At 41.6% G+C, this 22,147-nt stretch carries 21 protein-coding genes and 2 riboswitches; of the genes, 6 read left to right on the top strand and 15 right to left on the bottom strand.

The features are described 5' to 3' along the window. Positions 1–94 precede the first annotated feature (94 nt). The 5 genes from E2R51_RS14060 to E2R51_RS14045 all read right to left on the bottom strand — a co-directional run bounded on the left by E2R51_RS14060 (position 95) and on the right by E2R51_RS14045 (position 5,358). Positions 95–1,702 (bottom strand): NTTRR-F1 domain, encoded by a 1,608-nt coding sequence (locus tag E2R51_RS14060; RefSeq protein ID WP_133377717.1) that lies wholly within the window; start codon positions 1,700–1,702, stop codon positions 95–97. Positions 1,703–1,762: 60 nt separating this feature from the next. Then, positions 1,763–1,918, bottom strand: a complete 156-nt coding sequence (locus tag E2R51_RS19860) for an alpha-helical endospore appendage domain-containing protein (protein WP_165967218.1) — start codon at positions 1,916–1,918, stop codon at positions 1,763–1,765. Positions 1,919–2,121: 203 nt separating this feature from the next. Further along, positions 2,122–2,352 carry a DUF3953 domain-containing protein gene (locus E2R51_RS14055; RefSeq protein ID WP_133377716.1) on the bottom strand — a complete coding sequence of 77 codons (231 nt, stop codon included), beginning with the start codon at positions 2,350–2,352 and terminating at the stop codon, positions 2,122–2,124. A gap of 553 nt (positions 2,353–2,905) precedes the next feature. Beyond that, entirely contained in the window at positions 2,906–4,981 is a 2,076-nt protein-coding gene (locus E2R51_RS14050) for a heavy metal translocating P-type ATPase (RefSeq protein ID WP_133377715.1), read from the bottom strand. Between the two features lie 5 nt (positions 4,982–4,986). Beyond that, the gene (locus tag E2R51_RS14045) at positions 4,987–5,358 is read right to left on the bottom strand and encodes an ArsR/SmtB family transcription factor (RefSeq protein ID WP_133377714.1); all 372 of its coding nucleotides are present in this window, start codon (positions 5,356–5,358) and stop codon (positions 4,987–4,989) included. Positions 5,359–5,597: 239 nt separating this feature from the next. Beyond that, a riboswitch (cobalamin riboswitch) is annotated at positions 5,598–5,775 on the top strand. Positions 5,776–5,906: 131 nt separating this feature from the next. Between E2R51_RS14045 and E2R51_RS14040 the strand changes: the two genes are divergently transcribed. After that, a complete protein-coding gene (locus tag E2R51_RS14040) occupies positions 5,907–8,177 on the top strand; it encodes a ribonucleoside-diphosphate reductase subunit alpha (RefSeq protein ID WP_133377713.1) in 2,271 nt (756 codons plus the stop codon). A gap of 12 nt (positions 8,178–8,189) precedes the next feature. Then, on the top strand, positions 8,190–9,239 hold the full coding sequence (locus E2R51_RS14035; RefSeq protein ID WP_133377712.1) for a ribonucleotide-diphosphate reductase subunit beta: 1,050 nt from the start codon (positions 8,190–8,192) through the stop codon (positions 9,237–9,239). 305 nt (positions 9,240–9,544) lie between these two features. Here the strand turns inward: E2R51_RS14035 and E2R51_RS14030 are convergent, their stop codons facing one another. Together E2R51_RS14030 and E2R51_RS14025 are read right to left on the bottom strand one after the other, a co-directional pair. Further along, positions 9,545–9,709 carry a DUF4083 domain-containing protein gene (locus E2R51_RS14030; protein WP_133377711.1) on the bottom strand — a complete coding sequence of 55 codons (165 nt, stop codon included), beginning with the start codon at positions 9,707–9,709 and terminating at the stop codon, positions 9,545–9,547. Positions 9,710–9,823: 114 nt separating this feature from the next. After that, positions 9,824–10,762, bottom strand: a complete 939-nt coding sequence (locus E2R51_RS14025; RefSeq protein WP_133377710.1) for a DUF1002 domain-containing protein — start codon at positions 10,760–10,762, stop codon at positions 9,824–9,826. Between the two features lie 325 nt (positions 10,763–11,087). On the opposite strand from E2R51_RS14025, the gene E2R51_RS14020 reads away from it, so the two are divergent. The 3 genes from E2R51_RS14020 (at position 11,088) to E2R51_RS14010 (ending at position 13,171) form a co-directional block, all read left to right on the top strand. Then, a complete protein-coding gene (locus E2R51_RS14020; protein ID WP_133377709.1) occupies positions 11,088–12,002 on the top strand; it encodes a ketopantoate reductase family protein in 915 nt (304 codons plus the stop codon). Between the two features lie 115 nt (positions 12,003–12,117). Then, positions 12,118–12,432 carry a winged helix-turn-helix transcriptional regulator gene (locus tag E2R51_RS14015; protein WP_133377708.1) on the top strand — a complete coding sequence of 105 codons (315 nt, stop codon included), beginning with the start codon at positions 12,118–12,120 and terminating at the stop codon, positions 12,430–12,432. A 211-nt stretch (positions 12,433–12,643) separates the two neighbouring features. After that, positions 12,644–13,171, top strand: coding sequence for a YceI family protein (locus E2R51_RS14010; RefSeq protein ID WP_133377707.1), 528 nt, complete (start codon positions 12,644–12,646; stop codon positions 13,169–13,171). A 43-nt stretch (positions 13,172–13,214) separates the two neighbouring features. Here the strand turns inward: E2R51_RS14010 and E2R51_RS14005 are convergent, their stop codons facing one another. Beyond that, positions 13,215–14,798: a long-chain-fatty-acid--CoA ligase gene (locus tag E2R51_RS14005; RefSeq protein ID WP_133377706.1), complete on the bottom strand. Its 1,584-nt coding sequence runs from the start codon at positions 14,796–14,798 to the stop codon at positions 13,215–13,217. Positions 14,799–15,017: 219 nt separating this feature from the next. Between E2R51_RS14005 and E2R51_RS14000 the strand changes: the two genes are divergently transcribed. Next, the gene (locus tag E2R51_RS14000; protein ID WP_133377705.1) at positions 15,018–15,209 is read left to right on the top strand and encodes a hypothetical protein; all 192 of its coding nucleotides are present in this window, start codon (positions 15,018–15,020) and stop codon (positions 15,207–15,209) included. A gap of 158 nt (positions 15,210–15,367) precedes the next feature. Here E2R51_RS14000 and E2R51_RS13995 read toward each other — a convergent pair whose 3' ends face one another. From E2R51_RS13995 to E2R51_RS13965, 7 genes are all read right to left on the bottom strand, one after another. After that, positions 15,368–16,225 (bottom strand): dimethylarginine dimethylaminohydrolase family protein, encoded by an 858-nt coding sequence (locus tag E2R51_RS13995; RefSeq protein ID WP_133377704.1) that lies wholly within the window; start codon positions 16,223–16,225, stop codon positions 15,368–15,370. A 290-nt stretch (positions 16,226–16,515) separates the two neighbouring features. Beyond that, positions 16,516–17,607, bottom strand: coding sequence for a homoserine O-acetyltransferase MetX (gene metX, locus E2R51_RS13990; RefSeq protein WP_133377703.1), 1,092 nt, complete (start codon positions 17,605–17,607; stop codon positions 16,516–16,518). 33 nt (positions 17,608–17,640) lie between these two features. Further along, the gene (locus E2R51_RS13985) at positions 17,641–18,951 is read right to left on the bottom strand and encodes an O-acetylhomoserine aminocarboxypropyltransferase/cysteine synthase family protein (protein WP_133377702.1); all 1,311 of its coding nucleotides are present in this window, start codon (positions 18,949–18,951) and stop codon (positions 17,641–17,643) included. A gap of 124 nt (positions 18,952–19,075) precedes the next feature. Then, positions 19,076–19,192, bottom strand: a riboswitch (SAM riboswitch). A 142-nt stretch (positions 19,193–19,334) separates the two neighbouring features. Then, positions 19,335–20,036, bottom strand: coding sequence for a hypothetical protein (locus E2R51_RS13980; RefSeq protein ID WP_133377701.1), 702 nt, complete (start codon positions 20,034–20,036; stop codon positions 19,335–19,337). Further along, positions 20,036–20,779 carry a hypothetical protein gene (locus tag E2R51_RS13975; protein ID WP_165967231.1) on the bottom strand — a complete coding sequence of 248 codons (744 nt, stop codon included), beginning with the start codon at positions 20,777–20,779 and terminating at the stop codon, positions 20,036–20,038. Before E2R51_RS13975 ends, E2R51_RS13980 begins: the two co-directional genes overlap by 1 nt. Then, on the bottom strand, positions 20,766–21,662 hold the full coding sequence (locus tag E2R51_RS13970) for an ATP-binding cassette domain-containing protein (protein ID WP_133377699.1): 897 nt from the start codon (positions 21,660–21,662) through the stop codon (positions 20,766–20,768). Before E2R51_RS13970 ends, E2R51_RS13975 begins: the two co-directional genes overlap by 14 nt. Then, on the bottom strand, positions 21,662–22,045 hold the full coding sequence (locus E2R51_RS13965) for a GntR family transcriptional regulator (protein ID WP_133377698.1): 384 nt from the start codon (positions 22,043–22,045) through the stop codon (positions 21,662–21,664). Before E2R51_RS13965 ends, E2R51_RS13970 begins: the two co-directional genes overlap by 1 nt. Positions 22,046–22,147 lie beyond the last annotated feature (102 nt).

Here is a 22,147-nt window from a genome sequence, read left to right as displayed (position 1 = left end):
TCCTAAGAAGAGGCTTTAGCAAAGTATACTATATGAACGGTCACACGAATAAGGGATGAATTGTAAATTGGTAAGGAAAACCACAAACTCTTAATTAAGGATTCACGCCTAACCCTATAGGAGTATTACCCACTGGGATGGTAGCAATGACAGTATTTGAATTTCCACTAATGACGGACACAGTGTCATTATAGAGGTTTGATACATAAATTCCATTTGTTAGAGGATTCACGCCTACTTCCCATGTGTAAGTACCTACTGGAACAGTTGCGATAACGCTATCGGAAAGTCCGTTGATGACAGAAACATTTTCACTGCCAGTGTTAGCCACATAAATGCGGTTCGTGGCAGGATTTACGTCTACTCCTTGAGGGATACTACCACCCGTTGGAACGATAGCGATGAAGCTATTGGAAAGTGCGTCAAATACGCCTACACTATCATCGTTTTCGTTTACTATATAAATACGGTTCGTAGTAGGATTTACACTTATTCCAGTAGAGAAAGGGACGAATGGAATGGTTGCTATGACATTATTGGAAATTCCGTCGATGACGGAAACATTGTTACTACCTCTGTTTGCCACATAAATGCGGTTTGTGACAGGATTCACATCTACTCCCCTTGGTCTATTAGCCACTATAATCGTAGCGATGATACTATTGGAAATTCCGTCAATGACGGAAACAGTGTTACTCGATTCGTTTGTTACATAAATGCGGTTTGTAGTAGGATTTACGCCTACTCCTTGGGGGCCACTATCCACGGGAACGGTAGCGATAACGCTATTGGAAGTTCCGTCAATGACGGATACATTGTTACTGCCAGAGTTAACCACATAAATGCGGTTTGTGGTAGGATTTACGCCTACTCCATATGGTTCACTCCCCACCGGTACCGTAGCAATAACGGTATTTGTATTTCCATTAATAACAGAAACATTATCGCTACCTTGGTTTGCTACATAAATACGATTAACGGAAATCGGAGTGGAAGGGCCAGCAGATCCTGTTGCTCCGGTTACGCCAGTTGGACCGGTTGTGCCAGTAGATCCGGTTGCACCCGTGACTCCTGCTGCTCCCGTTGCGCCGGTTGCTCCAGTGGCTCCGTCTGCTCCAGTTACCCCTGTTGCTCCAGTTACCCCGTATGCTCCGGTTACGCCAGTTGCGCCTGTAGCTCCCGTTGCTCCTACGGCACCGGTTGCACCAGTTACCCCGATTGGTCCGGTTGGTCCTATCGTTTCAGTTACGGTCGCAAATGCTACATCATCTACAAAAATTGGGGAACCAAAAGCTAATTTTTGAATGAGGATTACTCCAAATGCTGCTCCTGGTGGGGCAATGCTGGTGGCCCCGTATACCTCTAACCAGTCTCCTGCAGGCGGCAGCCGGTTGGCTGTAATATTTAAAGTAAAACCCCTGTTTAAAAAGTTAAAGGATGAATCATAATAGTCTACTACTATAAAAATCGGAGGATTAGGGTCATTATTCTGTTTCGCTAATGAAGCAACGAACCCGTATCTTTCTCCTGGATTTAGAATGACTGTTTGAGTTATGGATGATGCTTCGGATGTTGTAGCTAATAAGGCACTATAGGTTCCTGTATGGCTTGCCTGGGAGGTTACCGAGGCATTTAGTCCAGTCCATGGTGGTAATGATCCCGTTTCAAATCCACTATTTACTACTCTATTTACAATGGTCACTTATTTACTTCCTTTCATATAAAAGATTCAAATTATCTTATGAACACAAGTAAAGATTATTTAATTATTTGTCCCTGTTCTTTTTTCTCCTTCTGCATTGATGAAAAGGGCCAGCCCTAACCCTTCCATTGCAATGGAAGCCAATAGCAAATTAATAGCATCATCTCTTGTGAGTGCAATGTTTGGGGGAATATTGGGGATGTTTGGATGTGACATTAGATTTCTCCGTTCTTATTTTTTTCAAACCTACTACTCTTCCAAAATATTGTTCCTAACTAGTTTATTCATGCTTAAGCGCTGTGGTATAGACTAATAGGGGTCTGTTGAAGTTTTTTCTGTTAAACGTTCGTTTTATAGAATAAAAAAATTCCTTTTCAGTGACAAAGAAATAAGCATCCCTTATTGAAGGAATGCTCCTGTTAGTTGAACAAAATTTCAAATAAAACGTAAAAGTTAAATCCTGTTACAATGAAAAGTGTAAGAGCATTTGCCTTTCTGTTTTCGCGAAATTCAGTAATTCCAGTAACTAATAACATTAACGCCAAGAAAAACAATATATAAGGAATAATTGCTCCTGTTTTGTCAGTTATCAAAGAATAACTTGATATAGCAACAACAATAATTGCTAAAATAAGTCTTAGTATTTTCAAAGATTCGTCCTCCAAAAAATTAAGCTCCTACTAAATTCCTGCATAATCGTATCATTTGATACTATATATTGGGTGAACTGCGATATTCCTTTGTTATAGGGCAGTCCTATCCCGTTTTTAAAATAAGGAAATGTTCACTCCTTCTTCAAGTTAAGCCCCTTTACTTGAAGACTTGAAACCAAGATATCTTAGTAAAGATTTTAACTGACGCCCCCACCCGGTTTTTTATTTAATAACTATCAGTAATTTATAGCTCACATAATTACTTATGACTGTCAAAAATTCATCTAATACCTCGTTGGTCACTCCTTACAAATTTAATACTAGGATTCTAAACCAATATATTCTACAATTTCCCACACACTCCATTGCTCAATTAATTCGCCCTTTAGTTTAACATTAATTTCCTTTTTATTGACATAGAAAAAGCATTCCTTATTAAAGGAATGCTCACCATTAATTTGTTAGTTTAAGTATAATAGTTCACATACTCTAAACTAATCAGTTATTATTTTCGCCATTTCCATTCATTACCATTTAACAAAATAATTATCTATTTCCACTTTAACAATCGCAATGAATTCAGCACGACAATCAGCGTTGCACCCATATCTGCAAATATCGCAAGCCACAGGGTCAGCCAGCCGGGAATAATCAGTAGCAGCGCGGCAACTTTTAAGCCAAGGGCAAACGCTACGTTTTGTTTAATAATTGTCAGTGTTTTTTTGCTGAGCCTGATCGTTGCAGGCAATTGATGAAGATCATCAGCCATTAGGGCGATATCCGCTGTTTCCAAAGCCGCATCCGTCCCAGCTCCTCCCATTGCAATTCCAACATCTGCAATGGCTAAGGCAGGAGCATCATTTACCCCGTCGCCAATCATGGCCACTTTTCCTTCTGACTGAAGAAGCTGAATTTTTCTCAGTTTATCCTCGGGAAGCAGTTCTGCTTCTACCCGTTTAATTCCTAATTTAGCAGCGATTGATTCAGCGGACAGGCGATGGTCCCCTGTTAACATAACAGTTGTTTTTACCCCTGCCTGATAGAGCTTTTGCACAATGGATTCACTCTCAGGGCGAATCGTATCAGCGGCTGCAATGGATCCTAAAACGGTTTCTCCCTGCCCGAAAAGCATGACCGTTTGGCCTTTTTCCCGCTGACGATTAATGGTCGTTCTAACTTCAGCGGTTAGTTCTTGGTTTTCCTCTACCCGTCCAACCCAATAAACCTTGCCGTCAATTGAAGCCTGAACTCCTTTGCCGGTATGAGATTGAAATTGATCAGCCTCAATGCGCGGCAGCTTGGCGGCAGCTTCAACAATAGCCCTTGCAAGCGGATGCTGTGAATATCTTTCAATTGCAGCAGCATGGGACAAAATCTCTTCTTCACTCAAATCAGAAAATGTTTCAACAAGTGTAACAGTAGGTTTTCCTTTGGTTAAAGTACCCGTTTTGTCAAAAGCTACTGCCGTAATCCGTCCGGCATTTTCCAGATGAATCCCGCCTTTAATGAGCACCCCTCTTTTTGCTGCATTGCCAATCGCCGTAACGATGGCGACCGGAGTGGAGATCACCAGTGCACATGGACAGCCTACTACAAGAACCGCAAGTCCCCGATAAATCCACTCTGACCAGTTGCTGCCAAAAAATAGAGGCGGAATGATTGCCACCAGAAGAGCAATGATCATAATGGCAGGTGTGTAATATTTGGCAAATCGGTCTACAAAGGCTTGAGACGGTGCTTTTTCTGCCTGTGCTTCCTCAACCAGGTGAATAATCTTTGATAGGGTTGTGTCCTCCACCCATTTTGTAATCGTAACTTCAAGCGCGCCTTCTTCATTCAGCGTTCCGGCGAACACTTCATCTCCCTGCGCTTTTAATACAGCTACTGATTCCCCGGTAATCGCAGCCTGATTTACATAAGATGATCCGCTTTTTACTTCTCCGTCCAATGGAATTTTCTGTCCGGGACGGATCAGCATTACTTCTCCAATTCGGGTCTGTTCAACAGGAACAATTTCTTCCGTTCCATTCCGTACTATTGTTGCCTGCTGGGGAGCAATTTCCATTAGTGACTGAATGGAGTTTCGTGCCCGATCCATCGAATAGCGTTCCAGTACTTCGCTTATCGCAAATAAAAAGACGACTACTGCTCCTTCTCCCCATTCTCCAATAAATGCAGCACCGATAATAGCGATGGTCATAAGTGTCTTCATATCAAACTCAAAACGTACAAGGTTTTGCAGACCGGTTTTTATCAGACGGTGTCCGCCTATTGCAATAGATAAAGCAAAGAGAATAATAGCCCCCAGGTGTTCTTCACCATACTGCAGTAAAACAAACCAACCTCCCATTAGAAAAGGAAGTGAAGCTGCCATGGACTGTACTTCTTTATTTTTCCAAAAAGACACAGGCGGAGCCGCTTTTTCGTTTTCGCGGCGCACTTTTATATGATCAAATGCTCCTGCTTTCTCTAATTCTTCTACACTTGTTTCTCCCACAACCATAAGCTTTGCCGCCCCAAAATTAAGCTGAACTTCCTCTACATTTGGAAGATCCCGGACATTTTTTTCAAACTTGGCTGCACAATTTGCGCAGCTGAGTCCATCTAAACGATAATGCTGACGCATCGATATCACCCCTCTTTTGAATGGATCAGCGCGATCGAAACCAGTTGATGAACATGTTCATCTGCTAATGAATAAAATACCATTTTCCCCTTTTTTCGATACTTTGCTAATCCCATATTACGTAGAAGCCGTAAATGATGTGACGCAGTTGCTGTAGTGGAGCCAATTATATTTGCAACGTCACAAACGCAAAGTTCCTCTTCAATTGTCAGGGCGTAGGCTATTTTTAACCGTGTTGCATCCGACAGCGCTTTAAAAAGCAGCTCCACCCCATTTACTTCATTAACTCTTGGTTTGACCCTGTCTACTTTTACGTCATCAAATATATATACTTCACATGATTCCAATTCACTGGTCTCTTTATCTTTTTTTACCATCAATTTCACCTCATTCAAACATTCATTTGATTGTTTGATTATAGTGTATGCTGAATTATACATTTGGTCAAACGTTTTAAGAATTATTTTTCATTATTTCCCTTACAGTTACGTGCTTTTTGTCGAATGAACCATCATTTCCCCGCATTCTCTTTATCTTTTTGATTGTCACATCACAAAAAATGCATTATACTAAACACCATATTTAGTAATCAAAACTAGATTAAACACTACATATAGTACATTCCATATAAATAGATGCCTTAGAGGCTTAATAGGGAATCTGGTGAAAATCCAGAGCTGTCCCCGCAACTGTAAATGCTAAGTTTGCAACAATCCACTGTGAAATCATCACGGGAAGGGTTGCGAGCTGCTGTAAGCATGAGTCAGGAGACCTGTCTATTTAGTAACGTGCTATCTTCTTCGGGAATTGAGAAGGTAGGATGAGGAAGTAACTGAATCCTTTCCGGCTTCCGTTTCTCGCATCCTGCCTTCCGCTCCCAGCCGAGTGGATTTTTTTATGCTTAAAAATGGACGGAGGATGCATTATGACAACAACCGAAAGAACACCTGCCTATTACGAGCTGCATCAATGGAATACGGAGCAGCTGGCCGCTTACTATGAAGAAAAATTTGAACGATTCCCTTTATTAAAAACAGATTCTGTCATTCATAAAATAAAACAGCAGCTGACTCACAAGCAATCGTATTCATTACATCAGGCAACTCAGCTAATGATTCTGGCTTCACTTGATCAAATTTCGATTGAAGAGCCTGATTGGACTTATTTAGCGGCTGACTTATATCTTGACCGCCTGTATGATCAGGCAGCCCGCACAAGAAGTTATGAACCCGATCAGCCATATGGCTCTTTTTATGAACTGGTCCGGCTGCTTACTGATAAAAAACTTTATTCACCCAAGCTGCTTGAAGCATACAGCAGAGAAGAAGTTGAGGAGATCGGATCCTTTATCGATCCAACAAAGGACCGGCTCTTTACCTACATCGGTCTGGTTACCCTCGCGGACCGGTATCTTGCAAGAACACGTAAAAAGGAAACAGCAGAGCTTCCTCAGGAGCGTTTTATGATTATTGCGATGACACTTATGATGAAGGAGAATAAAGAAAAACGACTATCATTAATCAAAGAAGCCTATTGGGCACTTTCAAATTTATATATGACTGTAGCGACTCCTACACTCTCGAACGCAGGCAAAAGCTATGGCCAGCTGTCCAGCTGCTTTATTGACACAGTGGAAGATGATTTGCGCAGTATTTATGATTCTAATACAGATGTAGCTACACTCAGTAAAAATGGTGGCGGATTGGGGGTCTACCTTGGCAAAATCCGTTCCAGAGGCAGTGATATTAAAGGATTTAAAGGTACCTCCTCCGGTGTCATTCCATGGATGAAGCAGCTGAATAACACAGCTGTCAGTGTCGATCAGCTGGGGCAGCGTAAAGGGGCTGTGGCGGTTTATTTAGATGTCTGGCATAAGGATATTTTTTCTTTTCTGGATGTTCGTTTAAATAATGGTGATGAACGATTGCGGACTCATGACCTGTTTACAGGTGTAACCATCCCGGATTTATTTATGGAGGCTGTTGAACAACGTGGCGAGTGGCATCTGTTTGATCCCCATGAGGTAAGAAATGTAATGGGGTATTCACTTGAAGACTATTTTGATGAAAGTGAAGGCCGGGGAAGCTTTCGTGACAAATACCGGGAATGCGTGGATCACCCTGTCCTCTCACGCCGCAGTGTACCGGCAATTGACATCATGAAATCGATTATGATTTCTCAGCTTGAAACCGGAACGCCTTATATGTTCTACCGGGACACAGTGAACCGGCTGAATCCCAACCAGCATAAAGGAATGATCTACTGCAGCAATCTTTGTACGGAAATTATGCAAAACATGAGTGCGACTACAATTACTGAAGAGTACGTTAAGGATGGATCCATTATTACCGTTAAAACACCGGGCGACTTTGTGGTATGCAATCTTTCTTCCATTTCATTAGCACGGGCTTACCTGGCAGATGTTCTGCCCAGACTTGTTTCCATACAGGTGCGCATGCTTGATAATGTCATTGAGGAAAATACACTGCCAGTGCCGCAAGCAAAGATTACAAACCAAAAGTACCGCAGTATCGGACTCGGCACGTTTGGATGGCACCACCTTCTCGCACGTAAGGGCATTCGATGGGAAAGTGAGGAAGCGGTTCGTTTCTGCGACGATTTATATGAAGAGATCAGTTATCTGACGATCAAGGCCAGTATGGAGCTTTCAAGAGAAAAAGAATCGTATCCTGTGTTTGAAGGATCTGAATGGCACAGCGGGGATTATTTCTCCAAACGAAACTACACTTCTCCGCGCTGGCAGCAGCTAAAGGAAGATGTCTCTAATGAGGGCATTCGAAACGGCTACCTGATGGCCGTTGCTCCTAATTCGTCAACATCCATTATTGCCGGATCGACAGCCAGCATCGATCCGATTTTCAGAAAGCAATATTCAGAGGAGAAAAAGGATTACCGCATACCTGTAACAGCACCTGATCTTGGGCCGGAAACAATCTGGTATTATCAATCTGTTTATCTCATTGACCAGCACTGGAGTATTCGCCAAAACGCAAAACGGCAGCGCCATATCGATCAGGCTATATCGTTTAACTTATATGTAAAAAACACCATCAAAGCTAAGGAACTGCTTGCTTTGCATCTCCACGCATGGGAATCGGGTTTAAAAACCACCTATTATGTGCGTTCCACTTCAGATGTGGATTCAATTGAAGACTGTGAAAGCTGCTCAAGCTAAGGAGGAAATAAAATGACTGCAAACCAGCTAAAGCCGCGATCGATCATGGATGGAAATGCACCCAATCGATCCACCGGCATTGTGAACGGAAAAAGCTCGAACGTCCTGAACTGGGATGATGTACGCTATTCATGGGCCTATCCTAAATATAAAACCATGCTGTCAAATTTCTGGACGCCTTTTGAAATCAATATGGGAAATGATATTAAACAGTTCCAGCAGCTGTCCGAGGCAGAACAAAACGCTTTTCTTAAAATCATCGGCCTGTTAGCGCTGCTCGACAGCATTCAATCCGATTACGCCGGGAAAGTGGCGGACTATCTGACTGATTCATCCCTGAATGCGTTAATGATTATGCTTGCGCAGCAGGAGGTCATTCATAATCACTCTTATTCTTATGTACTATCAAGCCTTGTTTCCCAGCAGCAGCAAAAGGAAGTATTTGATTACTGGCGTACGGAGCCGACCCTTCGAAAAAGAAATGATTTTGTGACAAATGGCTATCAGGCATTTGCAGAGGAGCCCTCTGTTGAGCACTTTGCACAGTCCATCGTTTATGACGTCATTTTAGAAGGACTGTTCTTTTACTCCGGATTCGCATTCATTTACAATCTGGCAAGAAATCAAAAAATGGTGTCCACTTCCACCATGATCAACTATATTAACCGTGATGAACAAATTCATGTAGGGTTATTTGAAAAGATCTACAAAGAATTGCTGCATGAGCATCCTGAAATCAACTCGGCAGCTCATCATGACTTTACAGTTGCCGCTTTTCGTGAAGGCGCTGAGCTTGAAATCGCCTGGGGCCGTGAAATAATCGGCGATCAATTTGACGGCATTACCATGGATGAACTTACACAATATATCCAATACATGGCCAATAAACGCTGCAATCAACTTGGACACGGGCGAAATGTGTTTCCGGATGCACCTGTTAAAAATCCATTACGATGGATTGTCGCCTACCAGGAGGTCGATCAAGGCAAAACCGACTTTTTCGAGCAAAAATCACGTCAATATACGAAAACCTCTGATGATAATGGATTTGACGATCTGTAAGGAGTTACATTGTAAAAAGAAGCTGCCCTGACGAACATGTTCGTCAGGGCTTTTTTATGTATAAACCGTATCGAAGGCTTCAGCCTCGTTATCCGCAGGTTTTGGTGTTGATTCGAAGTCTCCGAGGACGTTATCCGCGGGTTTACCACTCTTATCGAAGCCTGCGTGCACTTAATCAGCGGGTTGTGTCCTTTTACCTATAATCTTTTCAAACCAGCTCTTGATTTTTTCTCCAAAACCCCCGGTGATACCCCATCGAAGAGAGCACCGCTCGCTTTTGGGAGCGAAAATGAACCGTTCTTTTTTTAATCTTTTCCCCGATTTTTCATTTCAACAAGCAATTTTTCTATTCGATCAAGCTGTTTACTGCGCTGAAAAAATCCTTTCACAATTAAAACAACCGCAGTGATAAATCCTGCCAGCATAAGCAGCATTATTATTTGAAATATTATGTCTCCGGAATTATACATCCTGCATCTCCCCTTGATTATTCCTTTATTTACTATACGAACCAGCGGAGCTGAAGGTTTCACGGCAAACAAAAAAGCAGGTGGACTCATTTGTCCGCCTGCTTTTAATTGCTATTAACTGGCTGGCTCTTCTTCACTGCCACCGTTAAATAATCCCGAAACGCCATCAATGAAGCTTTGGAAAAAATCTTTGACGCCTTGCCAGAATCCTTCATTATTTACGACCTCGCCAAGCTTTTCCTGAATCGTATCAGAAAGCTTTCCAAGCTGCTCTGAAACATTGTCAAAGTTGATGTTTAAGTTTCTCATTTGTTCAAATAAATCAATTAGGCGCTGGCGATCCTCTTCGCTCAAGTTGATATTAAGACTAGCCAGCTGTTCTTCAACGATTTTCTCTACATCCTCACGGGTTGCAGGATTTTGATCGGCAATCGCCTGTTTAATTTCAGCAAGAAGCTCACTTACTTTCTCCTGTTCAATTCCTTCTTCCTCAGCAAGGTCAGTAGCAAGGTTCAACTCATCATTTGCCACTTCAAGACGCGCTGTATCAAGCTCTTCTCCGCTTGCTTCATACGCTTTATAAATACCGGTTAGTGCTGAGTGTCCGCTGACCTTCACGGGTGAAGCCACTTCCACTGTTGCATTTTCAATTCCTGCTGTAAGCAATGCGTTGGCATACATTGTATCCGTTACTTCGGTAATATTTTCAGGGTTTACCCGTTCAATTACCAGTCCTTCACCCTCTTCTTGCCGGGTGATTTTAGCAGATGAATACATCCGTGCATTTCGGTCCTCTCCATCAATGTAGCGAACCAGGTCTTCTCCTGTAACCGTTACTTCTTCCACCATTTCAGGGTTGGTTACACCAAGCATTTTTCGAACTTCTTCTTTTTGACTTTCAGATAATGTTCCGCCTAAAACAACAATAGGCAAACCGAATTTTTCATTGATGCTATCTTCATTTTTTTGACCGTCAGCGGCTGAAACACCGCTTATCCCAAGATTAAGTGACAGAATTAAAGCTAAAGAAAACATGATAATCCGTTTGATCATGATATGAATCTCCTTTTCTTATAAACTCTCATTTTATTTTTCTCAGCAGTTTCATACCCTTTTACACACTGAGGAGGATTTTTTCACTATCAATACCTCGACTAATAAGACGTATTTGCATTCGTAAAGGTTTCGTTTTTCTTGGAATTTGAGCATTTGTTAAGGCTGCATCTATTCGCATTTTGCGCTATATTCTTTTATACAGTTCAGTGCCTTGATTTGTTCAATGGAACAGATGAATTATTTTAATGGAAAGGCTTTCTTTGGGATTATCGCTCAAGATAGCTTATTATTTAATTAACTATAGAGAAATGAGGGATGGAGAATGAAAATTTTAGTCGTTGGTGCAGGAGCCATTGGGGGATACTTTGGCGGACGTTTGGCAGAAAAAGGAGAAGACGTTACCTTTTTGGTACGTGAAAATAGAAAAAACCAGCTATTGAAAACAGGGCTGCAAATAAAAAGTATCCACGGGGATTTTTCTGTCACTCCGAAATTAATGACCAGCGAGGAGACTGGCGAATTGTTTGATGTCGTCCTTCTAACAACTAAATCATACCAGTTAAACGGAGCAATTAATGATATTAAGCCCTTTGTTGGGGAACATACCATGATCCTCCCTTTGCTGAATGGTATTGCCCATGTTGATGAATTGATTCAGGCATTTGGTGATGAAGCAGTACTCGGAGGCCTTTGCTTTATCGAAACGACATTGGATTCAGAGGGAACGATTGTCCAGTCGAGTCCTATCCATGACCTGCTCTTTGGTGAACGCAGCGGCAATAAGAGCGAGCGCATTTTAAAATTGCAGGCTGCATTTAGTGATACCCGCGCCTCATTTAGATTAAGTGAAAATATTAATCAGGATATGTGGCATAAATATTCATTTATTTCTGCTTTATCAGGAGTGACTACATTAATGAGAGCTCCAATAGGGCCAATAAGGGAGCAGGAAGCTGGATACCGGACAATCGATACGCTTTTAAAAGAGATATCCATGGTTATGAAAAAAATGGAGGCTCCGATAAAGGATAATCTTCCACAAATACAGCTGGAAAAAATGATGGAAATGGGCCACTCAATGAAATCATCCATGCAAAGAGATATGGAAAAATCCTGTTCCACTGAGGTTGACCATCTGCAGGGCTATCTCCTTGAAAAAGCTAAGCAGTATCAGTTGAATGTTCCTGTTTTAGATGCCGTTTATACAAACGTTAAAGTATACGAAAAACAGCTCTAAGCTGATGTATTCGATCGTTGGCAATTTAAAAGCGAATCTTGTATAATATTATTGAAGTAACTTTTTGTAACTTATTTCATTAAAATAGGCTGCACCAAATAAGGAGGGAATGCGTATGGCCACGATGTCACTTTGCCCGAAGTTTGAACAAGCCTTTCAATTGCTTGGCAAACGCTGGAACGGCGTCATCATTCGTGTGCTTGCGAACAGTCCTAAACGCTTTTCAGAAATTTCCGAGCCGATCCCTCAGATCAGCAATAAAATTTTGACCGAACGTTTAAAAGAACTGGAAGAACAAGAAATTATCATTCGAGAAGTTTATCCAGAAACACCTGTCCGCATTGAATATCGACTGACTGATAAAGGGCACTCCCTGACTCCCATATTAGATGAAGTACAAAAATGGGCAGATGAATGGCTTAACTCGTAGATCAAGCACTGTCTTTTTAAACACATGTAAAGCTGGCCAATGATGGCTGGCTTTTTTATTGTCTTTAAATGCGTTTTTATGGTTCTAAAATTAATATCTCAAATTCGAGAATTTTTTATTAAAAATAGATTGACACCACTTTTAATTCATACTATACTAATTACAAATACTAACTAAGTTACTTATTGTAACTTTTGAGGAGGATTATTTTATGACAAAAAAATGGGCAGTAGACGCAGTGCATTCGAGTGTGGATTTTTCAGTTAAGCATATGATGATTTCACGGGTAAAAGGCTCTTTTAAAGATTTTTCAGCTGAAGTAGAAGCAGATGTACAGGACCTTTCAACCGCATCAATCAGCTTTAGAATAGATGTTAACACCATTGATACCCGCAATGAGGACCGGGATAACCACCTTCGCTCGGCAGATTTCTTTGATGTTGAGAAATTTCCAGCGATCACATTTACATCAACGGATGTTAAGAAAACGGATGACGATGAGTATGAGCTGATAGGTGACGTAACAATTAAGGACGTAACCAAAAAGGAAACGTTCACTGTTGAGTATGAAGGCTCAGGCAAAGACCCTTGGGGCAATGAAAAAATCGGGTTCTCGGTAAACGGGAAACTGAACCGGAAAGACTATGGCCTGACATGGAACCAGGCTCTGGAAACAGGCGGCGTTCTTGTAGGAGAAGACATTAAAATCAACCTGCAAATTCAAGCACAGCAAGCATAAAACAAAAAGCGCATTCCTATTATTGGAATGCGCATTTGTTTTGTTAATTAACCATCTTTCCCTCTCCGCTCCAGAACTGCTTCCGCAGGACCACCTTTTGAATTTTTCCTGATGCTGTTTTTGGCAGCTGATCAATAAAGGTAATCGCTTTTGGAATTTTAAAGCGCGCTAATTTTTCATTTGCATACGAGATAAGATCTGATTCTGTCACTGTATGACCTTCCCGCAACACGACAACCGCATGTGGAACCTCTCCCCATTTTTCATGGGGGACAGCGACAACCGCTGCTTCCAATACTGCCGGGTGTTCATAGAACATCGCTTCCACTTCAATAGAGGAGATGTTCTCACCACCACTAATAATGACATCCTTTTTCCGGTCCACTATTTCAATGAATCCATTTTCATCCACAGTGGCCATATCACCGGTATAAAGCCACCCGTCTCTTATTGTTGCGGAGGTGGCTTCTTCATTTTTATAATAGCCCTCCATTGCATTATTGGTTCGTGCAGCGATTTCTCCGATGGATTTTCCATCATGCGCCACTTCGACGCCCAATTCATCCACAACTCTCACCTTTGTTCCAATCAGTTCATACCCTGTTTTTGCTTTTAATCTGGCCCGCTCCCTGTTATCGGCTGCTTCAACATTTGATCGAATTTGCGAAATTGTTACAAGTGGTGAAATTTCAGTCATGCCATATACCTGTATAAACTCCCACCCCAGTTCTTCTTCCACTTTTCTTATAAAAGCAGGAGGCGGAGAAGATCCGGCAATGACAATTCTCAGATCATGATCAAAGCGGGCATTCGTTTTTTTCGATTCTTCCAGGATCATATTTAATACAGTGGGTGCCATGTGCATCACGCTCACATTATGCTCTCTGACATTTTGCAGAATTTGTTCAGGGTCCACTTTTCGCTGCATGACCTGCGTCGCACCATTTGCAGTATAATAAAATGGCGACCCCCACCCATTAACATGAAACATGGGAAGGACATGGAGCAGCGTATCCTGATCACTCACCCTCAAATGATGCATGGTCGTTAATGCATGCAAATAATTTGACCGGTGTGTTAGCAAAACACCTTTGGGATCACCTGTCGTTCCGCTGGTATAAAGCAGTGAAGCGTAATCTGTTTCTTCAAGCGGCTCCCGTTCAAAATGATACCCCGGAATTTCCTCCAGCCATTGTTCATAGACATACGTGCCGCTGCGAGCTGCTGACCCAAGTATAATCACTGTTTTCACCGTTTCAAACCGGTCTCTCACTGATTCAATCAGAGGATATAATTCTTCGTCCACAAATAATACTTCACTTTCACTATGGTTCAATATAAAAAGATAGTCCTCCGGGCGAAGACGGGTATTTAGAGGGGTCATGATGGCTCCCACTTGATAAACACCGTAAAACCCTTCAAGCATCTCCAATGAATTTGGAGACAGATATGCCACTTTATCACCCTTATTAATGTGAAGCGCTTTCAATCCTCTTGAAAGTTTATTAACCCTTTCCTGAAGCTCCAGATATGTAAGTTGGCGGTTTCCGTCTATTACGGCCGTTTTATTGCCATAAAGCTGAACAGCCCGGTCTAAAAAATCGGTTAACACTAATGGTACATGCATATGAATTCCTCCCCTTTAAATACAAAAATTAACTTCCATGTATAACAAAATGGAAAATTTAAATATATCATGTATTTTATTTTCTTTTGATGGGTTAATCAAATCATTTACAGAAATTTCGGATTATTTATCAGTTGGGTTTAAATACACAGTATATTTTCTGACGAATGATTAATCCTAAAATAGAACACATACTATGAAGATTGGAGAGGATTATCAATGGAAAAAGAACCACGCAACAAACCGGAATATGACGAAGAATTTGCTGAAGAAGTAATCCAGCGCCAGATTCAGGAAGTGTATGAAGTGGGCTCAATGGATGAGCGAGGAGCACAAATTGACACCTCATCAAAAACCGGTTCAGTGAAAGGAAACAAAAAAACCGACGGACCTAACTATCCTGCAACCTAAACATTTGTCTCTGCTGGGGCTTTAATTGAATGCCGTAAGCTGCAGAAATCATCCATATCGGATGATTTTTGCGGCTATTTTGTTTTAATCTCAGTATTTAACTGGTCAATAAATTTTATCAACCGGTTCTCGCCTTAATAAATAAAACGCGCCTGGGATCAGGCGCGTTTTATTGGCAGGCTGCAGCAGCGGAATGATCCGCCGGATTTAATAATCTCTGATATATCAAGCTCAATAACCTTATATCCAGAAAGAGCCAGCTCTTTATTCACTTCTTTGTTTACAGGAAGACTTAACAGCGTACGGTCACCCAGTGATAAAACATTTGGCCCCATTGTAAATTGTTCGCCGTCATTTACTTCAATAAGCGTATAATGAGCAGCAAATCGTTCCACCATCTCCTTGCTAAAAGCCTTGGAATAAATCAATGCTTCGGTCGGAGATACGATATTAAACAGGCAATCTAAATGAAGAAATTGAGAATCAAACGGCACAGCCATTACCTGATAGTCAGGAAGCTTGCTCTGCAATTCTTCAATTGCTTTTTCAGTTGTACGGGAGCTGACGCCTACCCAAACCTTTGAGCCGTCGACAACAACATCGCCGCCTTCTATAGCAAAGGATTCAATTTTTTCATGTTTGATTCCCATTTCTTCCAGCCAATCCTGAAGAATGACTTCTTCGCCTGTACGCATTTTTGTTCCCATCGTTGAGATAAATACAGTATCTCCAATCGTAAATCCGATATCCCGTGTAAATACTTGTTCGGGGAATTTGTTAATTGGCGGCAGCTGAATCACATCTGAACCATGTTCATGTAATGCCTGGATAAATTCCCTATGCTGCTCCATCGCTTTTTCCTGATCTATATTTTCATCTAAAAAGTGCTTTTGTGTCTCATTGATTGCTTCTTCTATTTTCATAAAAGCAGGAGGACAAACCAACACTCTTTCTAATCGGTCATATTCATTATTACACGATATCTTTCCCTTGCTATCTTTGCTTTCCATTAACATCTCTGGCCCTCCATAATCCCTTTTTTGGTATTATTCCTTTTTGTACGACACATTAAACGGGATTAGAGAAGGATTTTTTACATTTAGTGGTCCATAAAAGATAGAAAATTGGAAAATATCCATATTAAAATGGAAAATATCCTATTTTGCTCAGCTTTCGTAAAAAAGTGATTTCATCATTACTGGTACGATTTCCCTTAAGCAAGATCCTGTTTTGTCGTTCATGTAGCAGTATATTCAGCTTGTCGGCTTGCTGCTCCCGATCTGTCTGCATCGATATTGATGAACTCTCAACCGGTTGATCTTGTGGATCTTTCAGCAAGATGGCCGCGGATAATTGATCCCCACTTTTCGTACTCTACAAGAAATCCATCATGTCCGAATGCCGTTTCCACTTCGTGAAAATAACCGCGTTCGGTTGATTGGATAAAGGATTTTATTTCATTAGGAGGGTACAGTAAGTCTCCTGTAAAGCCAACCCCGATTACTTCGGCCTTAATCTGATTAGCAGCTTTTTCGGCTCCGCCCCGGTTCCTGCCGATATCATGCCCATTCATTGCATAAAGCAAGTAAAGATAGCTGTTGGGATCGAACCTTTTTGCAATTTTTTCACCCTGATAGCGAAGGTAGGACTCAACTTGATAATAGGGTTTTTCACCATTATCACTGTCTTTTTCTTCGCGTAAAAATCGCTGGGTAAATAAAGATGGACTCCGGTACGTAACAAGCCCCACCATCCGAGCAACTTCAAATCCCTTTACGTCGCTTGAGTCTTTGTAATTGCCATTTTTCCATCGTGGATCCTGTTCAATCGCGTGAATTCCAATGCGGTTAAAGGCCACTCCATAATCGCTGAGCGCAGGTGTCGCTGCTAAAATGAAAACCTGATCCATAAAATCAGGATAAAGCAGACTCCATTCAAGCGTCTGCATGCCGCCAAGAGAGCCGCCAATGACAGCCCGTATATGTGTAATTCCAAGCATGCTCAATGCCTTATGCTGTGCGTGAACCATATCCCGCACGCTGACAAAAGGAAAGTCCAATCGGTATTTCCCATGACCGGATTGCACAGTAGCGGGACCGGTAGAACCGCTGCACCCTCCCAGAACGTTGAAAGTTATCACCTGATACTGCTGTAAATCCACAGGAGAATCGCATCCAATAAAGCCTCTCCACCATCCCGGATCCTGATCAGTTCCTACTGAACAGTGGTTGCCGGTTAAGGCGTGGCAAATTAATATGACGGGAAGATTGGTTTTACCCACTCTTTCATATCGGAGTGAAACATGATCAAGAACTTTTCCTGATTCCAGTTTGAGCGGACCTATATCGATCGTGTCTTCCACCCGCCCGACTTTTTCCTTTATACCTTTGTCATCCACGGGTAATCAACTCATTTCAAATAGGTTTTGTTGTTAATTTTTTAAAGAAGCAGTTACATCTGATGATTGGTTAATTGCCTGCTCCAAATCAGCGATGAGATCAGCAGCTGATTCAATGCCAACGGATAATCGGATCTGATCTTCTGTTACACCTGCAACAGCCAGGTCACGATCTGATAATTGTGCATGTGTTGTCGAGGCGGGATGGATGATCAATGATTTTGCATCGCCAACATTTGCTACATGGGACCATAAAGCAGTATTGTCAATGACCTTTCTTCCTGCTTCTCTTCCGCCTTTAATGCCAAAAACAATAATTGAACCGGGTCCCTTAGGCAGGTATTTTGCTGCCAGCTCATGGGAAGGGTGACTTTCAAGACCAGGATAAGACACCCACTCAACCTGAGGATGATGTTCCAGGAACTGCGCCACTTTCCCTGCGTTTTCAATATGACGATCGATTCGCAAATGCAATGTTTCAAGTCCCTGCAGCAGCAGGAAGGCATTTTGCGGGCTCAGGCACGCACCAATGTCACGCAGCAGTTGAACCCGGAATTTTGCAATATAAGCCGCCTCTGCCAAATCCACAAAACGCAGGCCATTATAGCTTGGATCCGGCTGTGTGAAATCTGGAAAACGCCCATTGCCATAATCAAATTTCCCGCTATCCACCACTATCCCGCCAATCGTAGTGCCATGCCCGCCGATCCATTTAGTAGCTGAGTGAACAACAATATCCGCACCATGCTCAATTGGCTTGTTTAGATATGGCGTGGCAAAGGTACTATCAACAATTAACGGCACGCCTTCCTGATGAACTGCCTCTGCTACCTTTTCAATATCCAATACATGCAAGCTTGGATTTCCGATCACTTCCGCAAAAACAGCTTTTGTTTTCGGGGTGATGGCTTCCCGGAAATTTTCCGGGTTTTTCGGGTCTACAAATTTTACATTGATCCCGTAGCGGGGCAGCGTGGAGGAAAACAAATTATAGGTTCCGCCATAAAGATCAGTGGCAGCAACAATTTCATCCCCCGCTCCTGCCAGGTTTAAGATCGCAAGAGTAATAGCAGCCATTCCGGACGATACGGCGACAGCCCCTACCCCTCCTTCTAAAAGAGCAATTCGATCTTCAAATGCAGCAACGGTTGGATTGCCGAGGCGGGTATAGATATTCCCGGGCTCCTCAAGGGAAAAAAGCTTTTGTGCGTGATCCGAGCTGTCAAATACATATGAGGTTGTTTGATAAATAGGAACTGCCCTTGACCCCGTTGTCGGGTCTGCACTTGTAGCGCCATGAAGCAGTAAGGTTTCAATTCCGTATTGATGTGCGGGATTTGTCATGATTGTCATCGCTCCATTCCAACATTTTTCATTAGCTTTAATAGTAAAGGGTAATGGGTCAGCGAGCCGGAAAAGGGAAAAGAAACAGGAAAAACCCCCTTCATAAGAAGAGGGTTTTGTCCTCCTCTTATCTTTCAGACCACGCTTTGATCTGTAGGAATTAGCACCTTTCCGAACGTGGATACATTCGTTGGTTGCCGGGCATCGCAGGGCCTAGTCCCTCCGCCACTCTGGATAAGAGTATATTAAGTTGTCTGTTTTGTAATCTCTTGTTGAGGATTATAGTTCACAACGGAACCCTAAGTCAACCTTTTTCTGATAATTTCGTATTCATCATTTATCAAATACGATACTGCCCCTCATTTGATTTTTATGATATAAACTCAATCAAGGAAATGGATAAACTCATTTTTTTCATTCGTTACTTCCACATTTCCAGGCACCTTTACATGAAGCACCCTTGTGCCTTCGGTATAATTAATTTCGTTGAACATTTTATCCTCTCTGTCCCCTTGGAATTGTGAGAGTATCATCGGCTTCGAAATTGTTGAGTACGATAATTCAGGTCGCCCATCTGAATTTATCAGCAGATTATCTTCTATGATTTCAGTTTTTATTTTAGAAATTTGGTCTGATATATTTACATTCATCAGCCGATAAGGAGATTCGTAATAGCGTAATTCAATCATCCCGTCGTCACTTTCTTTTTTCTCTACCACTATTTGAAAGGCCGATTGCTCAGTTAACGTTTCAACTATTGTAATTTCATTTTTATTATACGAAATTTCTTGCGTGCTTTTTAAGAAGGCAGGGTCGATTTTATCGAAATCGCCTTGAGTGCTTAAGTTATACAGCTCTGCACCCTGCTTAGAAAGTGGTTCATGAGATTGTTCACCTATTTCGTTATCAGGCACCTCTGCAAAAGGAAAAATGTAAAAGGCGACCGTTGCGATAAGTAAAACGGCCATATACCCTAAAAACAGTTTGAGGATATTATTGCCCGAAATCCGTCGTTTGCTTATTCCGGGTCTGCTTTTTATAAACAGAAACAGAACAAGCAGGATTAAAAGCCAAATAACTACCATCAGCTCCGCACCTCCCTGCTCTGCATGATGAATACAGCTGCTGCGAAAAGTATGCTTGAAGTGACCAGGCATTTTGCGCTAAATAATAAAAGAGATGACTCTGAAAAATAAAAAGAATAAAAGGTTCGTAAAAAGGTGGAATTAGCAAAGAAAATGGATCCCATAACCAAAACGGCAGACAGGAGCGGGATAAAAAGTCTGCTTATTTGTGTTAGGGCTCCTGCTGCATATCCAGCGGAACTTGCGAGCAGCATATATAAAAAGATAACTATTGCAGTAAAAGACATTTCGCTTCCGCTTGCTAAGATGTTTACACCGCCAAGCAACTGCTTATCTGAAATGATCAGGACGATATAATATATCAGATAACTGCTCATTATGGTCGAGACTACTCCTGCAGTAACTGCTGTCAGCAAAAACAAAAGATTGGCCAGCTGGCTGCTCAACCGATTTGTGACAAAAGAAAAATCCTCATATTGATAGCTTTTCGTCGTCACCAAAATAGAGGTGATAAAAACCCACAGGATCATGAAAACAATCGTTGCATCGATGGTATATTCATTAATAGTGATATGCATGAGCCCATCCCCCATGCTGCCTATAGATGTTACCATCGAAACGGTGAACATTATCGCGATCAACTGGACGATCATTAATGATTTAACTGCATCTGAATATGAAGTTATTTTATATAGATACTGATTTTTAATCGTTTCCCCAAGGCTTACATTACTTAAAGACATCATCAATCCCTCCTTCTTGTGGGGTTGTCAGATACACACATAAGTCGCTTGCATTTACCTTGCTAAACTGCAAACCAAGCTTTCTTGCATTCTCTTTGTCAGCCTTAGTAAACGTATTCCGTATAACAGCAAAAGCTGCATTACCGCTGACCTCTTTACGGAAAATAAGCTGCTGATTCTGTGTCCATTGTTCTACTTCTTCCTTGAATCCCTGTACACTCATTGCATATTCCTTTAACTCCTCAACCGGCAATTGAAGATGTTTTTGTCCGTCTTTAATAAGCAGAACTTCTTCAAGTAAATCATCAATTTCATCAAGATGATGGCTGGACAGAAGAATTGTGCGGGGATACGCAAGGTAATCCTTTAGCAGAGCGCGATAGAAATCTTTACGGACTGACGCATCCATTCCGGTTGTAGGTTCATCAAACATGGTTAAGGAACACCTTGATGAAAGACCGACGATGGCATTAAATGTGTTTTTCTGTCCTTTCGACAGACTGCTGTGAAGTTGGTTCGGGTCAAAGGAAAAATAATTAAATAGACGGTATGCCAAAGTATCATCCCATTTTTTATAAAATCGCTTATTTTGTTTGAGGATATCTTCAAGGGTCATGGACTGTGGATAAAATATGTATTCATCGATATAAATACTGTTCGCTGATACGAGCAGACTATTAAATGGTTGATCGCCAAACACCTTCACTTCCCCCGAATTTTTATGAATAAATCCAGCCAGAATTTTAAGAAGTGTCGTTTTCCCTGCTCCGTTCCGTCCTATGATGCCTGTAATTGTATTTTCCTTAATGCTGAAGGAAAGATCAGTTAAAACAGCTTTTTGACCGAAGGATTTAACCAGATTACTGCTTTCAATCACATTCATTATTCTTCCTCCTTTCTATTTTTTTGTGCCTCTGTAATCATGGAAAATAATTCTGCTTCTTTCACACCCAGATGGGCTGCCTCTTCCACAATTTCTTCCACAAGTTTTTTTAACGTTTGATTAATTCGTCTGTGCCTGATCAAGTCTTTGGCTGAATCCGCTACAAACATTCCTAACCCCCGCTTTTTAAAAAGTATTTGTTCGTCTGCTAAAATCGTCAATCCCTTTGCCGCAGTGGCCGGATTAATATTCAGCAAATCGGCTAGCTGATATTGAGAATAAATTTTATCTCCGCTTTTGAACTTTCCCTGCAAGATTTCTGTTTCAAGCCATTCTGCGATTTGGACATAGATGGGCTTTGTTCCATCGGTATTGAGGATCATCTCCACACCCCCTATCTAACATAGTACATTAGTGTTGTAATGTAGTATACTATTATTTCATTTTATTTACAAATGATTTTTTTATTCAAAAAAAATCACCCA

Origin of the sequence: Jeotgalibacillus sp. S-D1, assembly GCF_004358665.1 — a bacterium.
In the GTDB taxonomy this organism is placed as follows: domain Bacteria; phylum Bacillota; class Bacilli; order Bacillales; family Jeotgalibacillaceae; genus Jeotgalibacillus.
Note: the sequence above shows the minus strand (reverse complement) of the source record. Positions and strands in the feature narration are given on the sequence as shown.

Coding starts and splice junctions, on each gene's coding strand:
- E2R51_RS14050 (WP_133377715.1), bottom strand. CDS start 4,981: ATGCGTCAGCATTATCGTTTAGATGGACTCAGCTGCGCAAATTGTGCA.
- E2R51_RS14010 (WP_133377707.1), top strand. CDS start 12,644: ATGACAAAAAAATGGGCAGTAGACGCAGTGCATTCGAGTGTGGATTTT.
- E2R51_RS13965 (WP_133377698.1), bottom strand. CDS start 22,045: ATGATCCTCAATACCGATGGAACAAAGCCCATCTATGTCCAAATCGCA.
- E2R51_RS14030 (WP_133377711.1), bottom strand. CDS start 9,709: ATGTATAATTCCGGAGACATAATATTTCAAATAATAATGCTGCTTATG.
- E2R51_RS14020 (WP_133377709.1), top strand. CDS start 11,088: ATGAAAATTTTAGTCGTTGGTGCAGGAGCCATTGGGGGATACTTTGGC.
- E2R51_RS14005 (WP_133377706.1), bottom strand. CDS start 14,798: ATGCATGTACCATTAGTGTTAACCGATTTTTTAGACCGGGCTGTTCAG.
- E2R51_RS14045 (WP_133377714.1), bottom strand. CDS start 5,358: ATGGTAAAAAAAGATAAAGAGACCAGTGAATTGGAATCATGTGAAGTA.
- E2R51_RS13970 (WP_133377699.1), bottom strand. CDS start 21,662: ATGAATGTGATTGAAAGCAGTAATCTGGTTAAATCCTTCGGTCAAAAA.
- E2R51_RS13980 (WP_133377701.1), bottom strand. CDS start 20,036: ATGGTAGTTATTTGGCTTTTAATCCTGCTTGTTCTGTTTCTGTTTATA.
- E2R51_RS14000 (WP_133377705.1), top strand. CDS start 15,018: ATGGAAAAAGAACCACGCAACAAACCGGAATATGACGAAGAATTTGCT.
- E2R51_RS14015 (WP_133377708.1), top strand. CDS start 12,118: ATGGCCACGATGTCACTTTGCCCGAAGTTTGAACAAGCCTTTCAATTG.
- E2R51_RS19860 (WP_165967218.1), bottom strand. CDS start 1,918: ATGTCACATCCAAACATCCCCAATATTCCCCCAAACATTGCACTCACA.
- E2R51_RS13985 (WP_133377702.1), bottom strand. CDS start 18,951: ATGACAAATCCCGCACATCAATACGGAATTGAAACCTTACTGCTTCAT.
- E2R51_RS13975 (WP_165967231.1), bottom strand. CDS start 20,779: ATGTCTTTAAGTAATGTAAGCCTTGGGGAAACGATTAAAAATCAGTAT.
- E2R51_RS13995 (WP_133377704.1), bottom strand. CDS start 16,225: ATGTTAATGGAAAGCAAAGATAGCAAGGGAAAGATATCGTGTAATAAT.
- E2R51_RS14040 (WP_133377713.1), top strand. CDS start 5,907: ATGACAACAACCGAAAGAACACCTGCCTATTACGAGCTGCATCAATGG.
- E2R51_RS14025 (WP_133377710.1), bottom strand. CDS start 10,762: ATGATCAAACGGATTATCATGTTTTCTTTAGCTTTAATTCTGTCACTT.
- E2R51_RS14035 (WP_133377712.1), top strand. CDS start 8,190: ATGACTGCAAACCAGCTAAAGCCGCGATCGATCATGGATGGAAATGCA.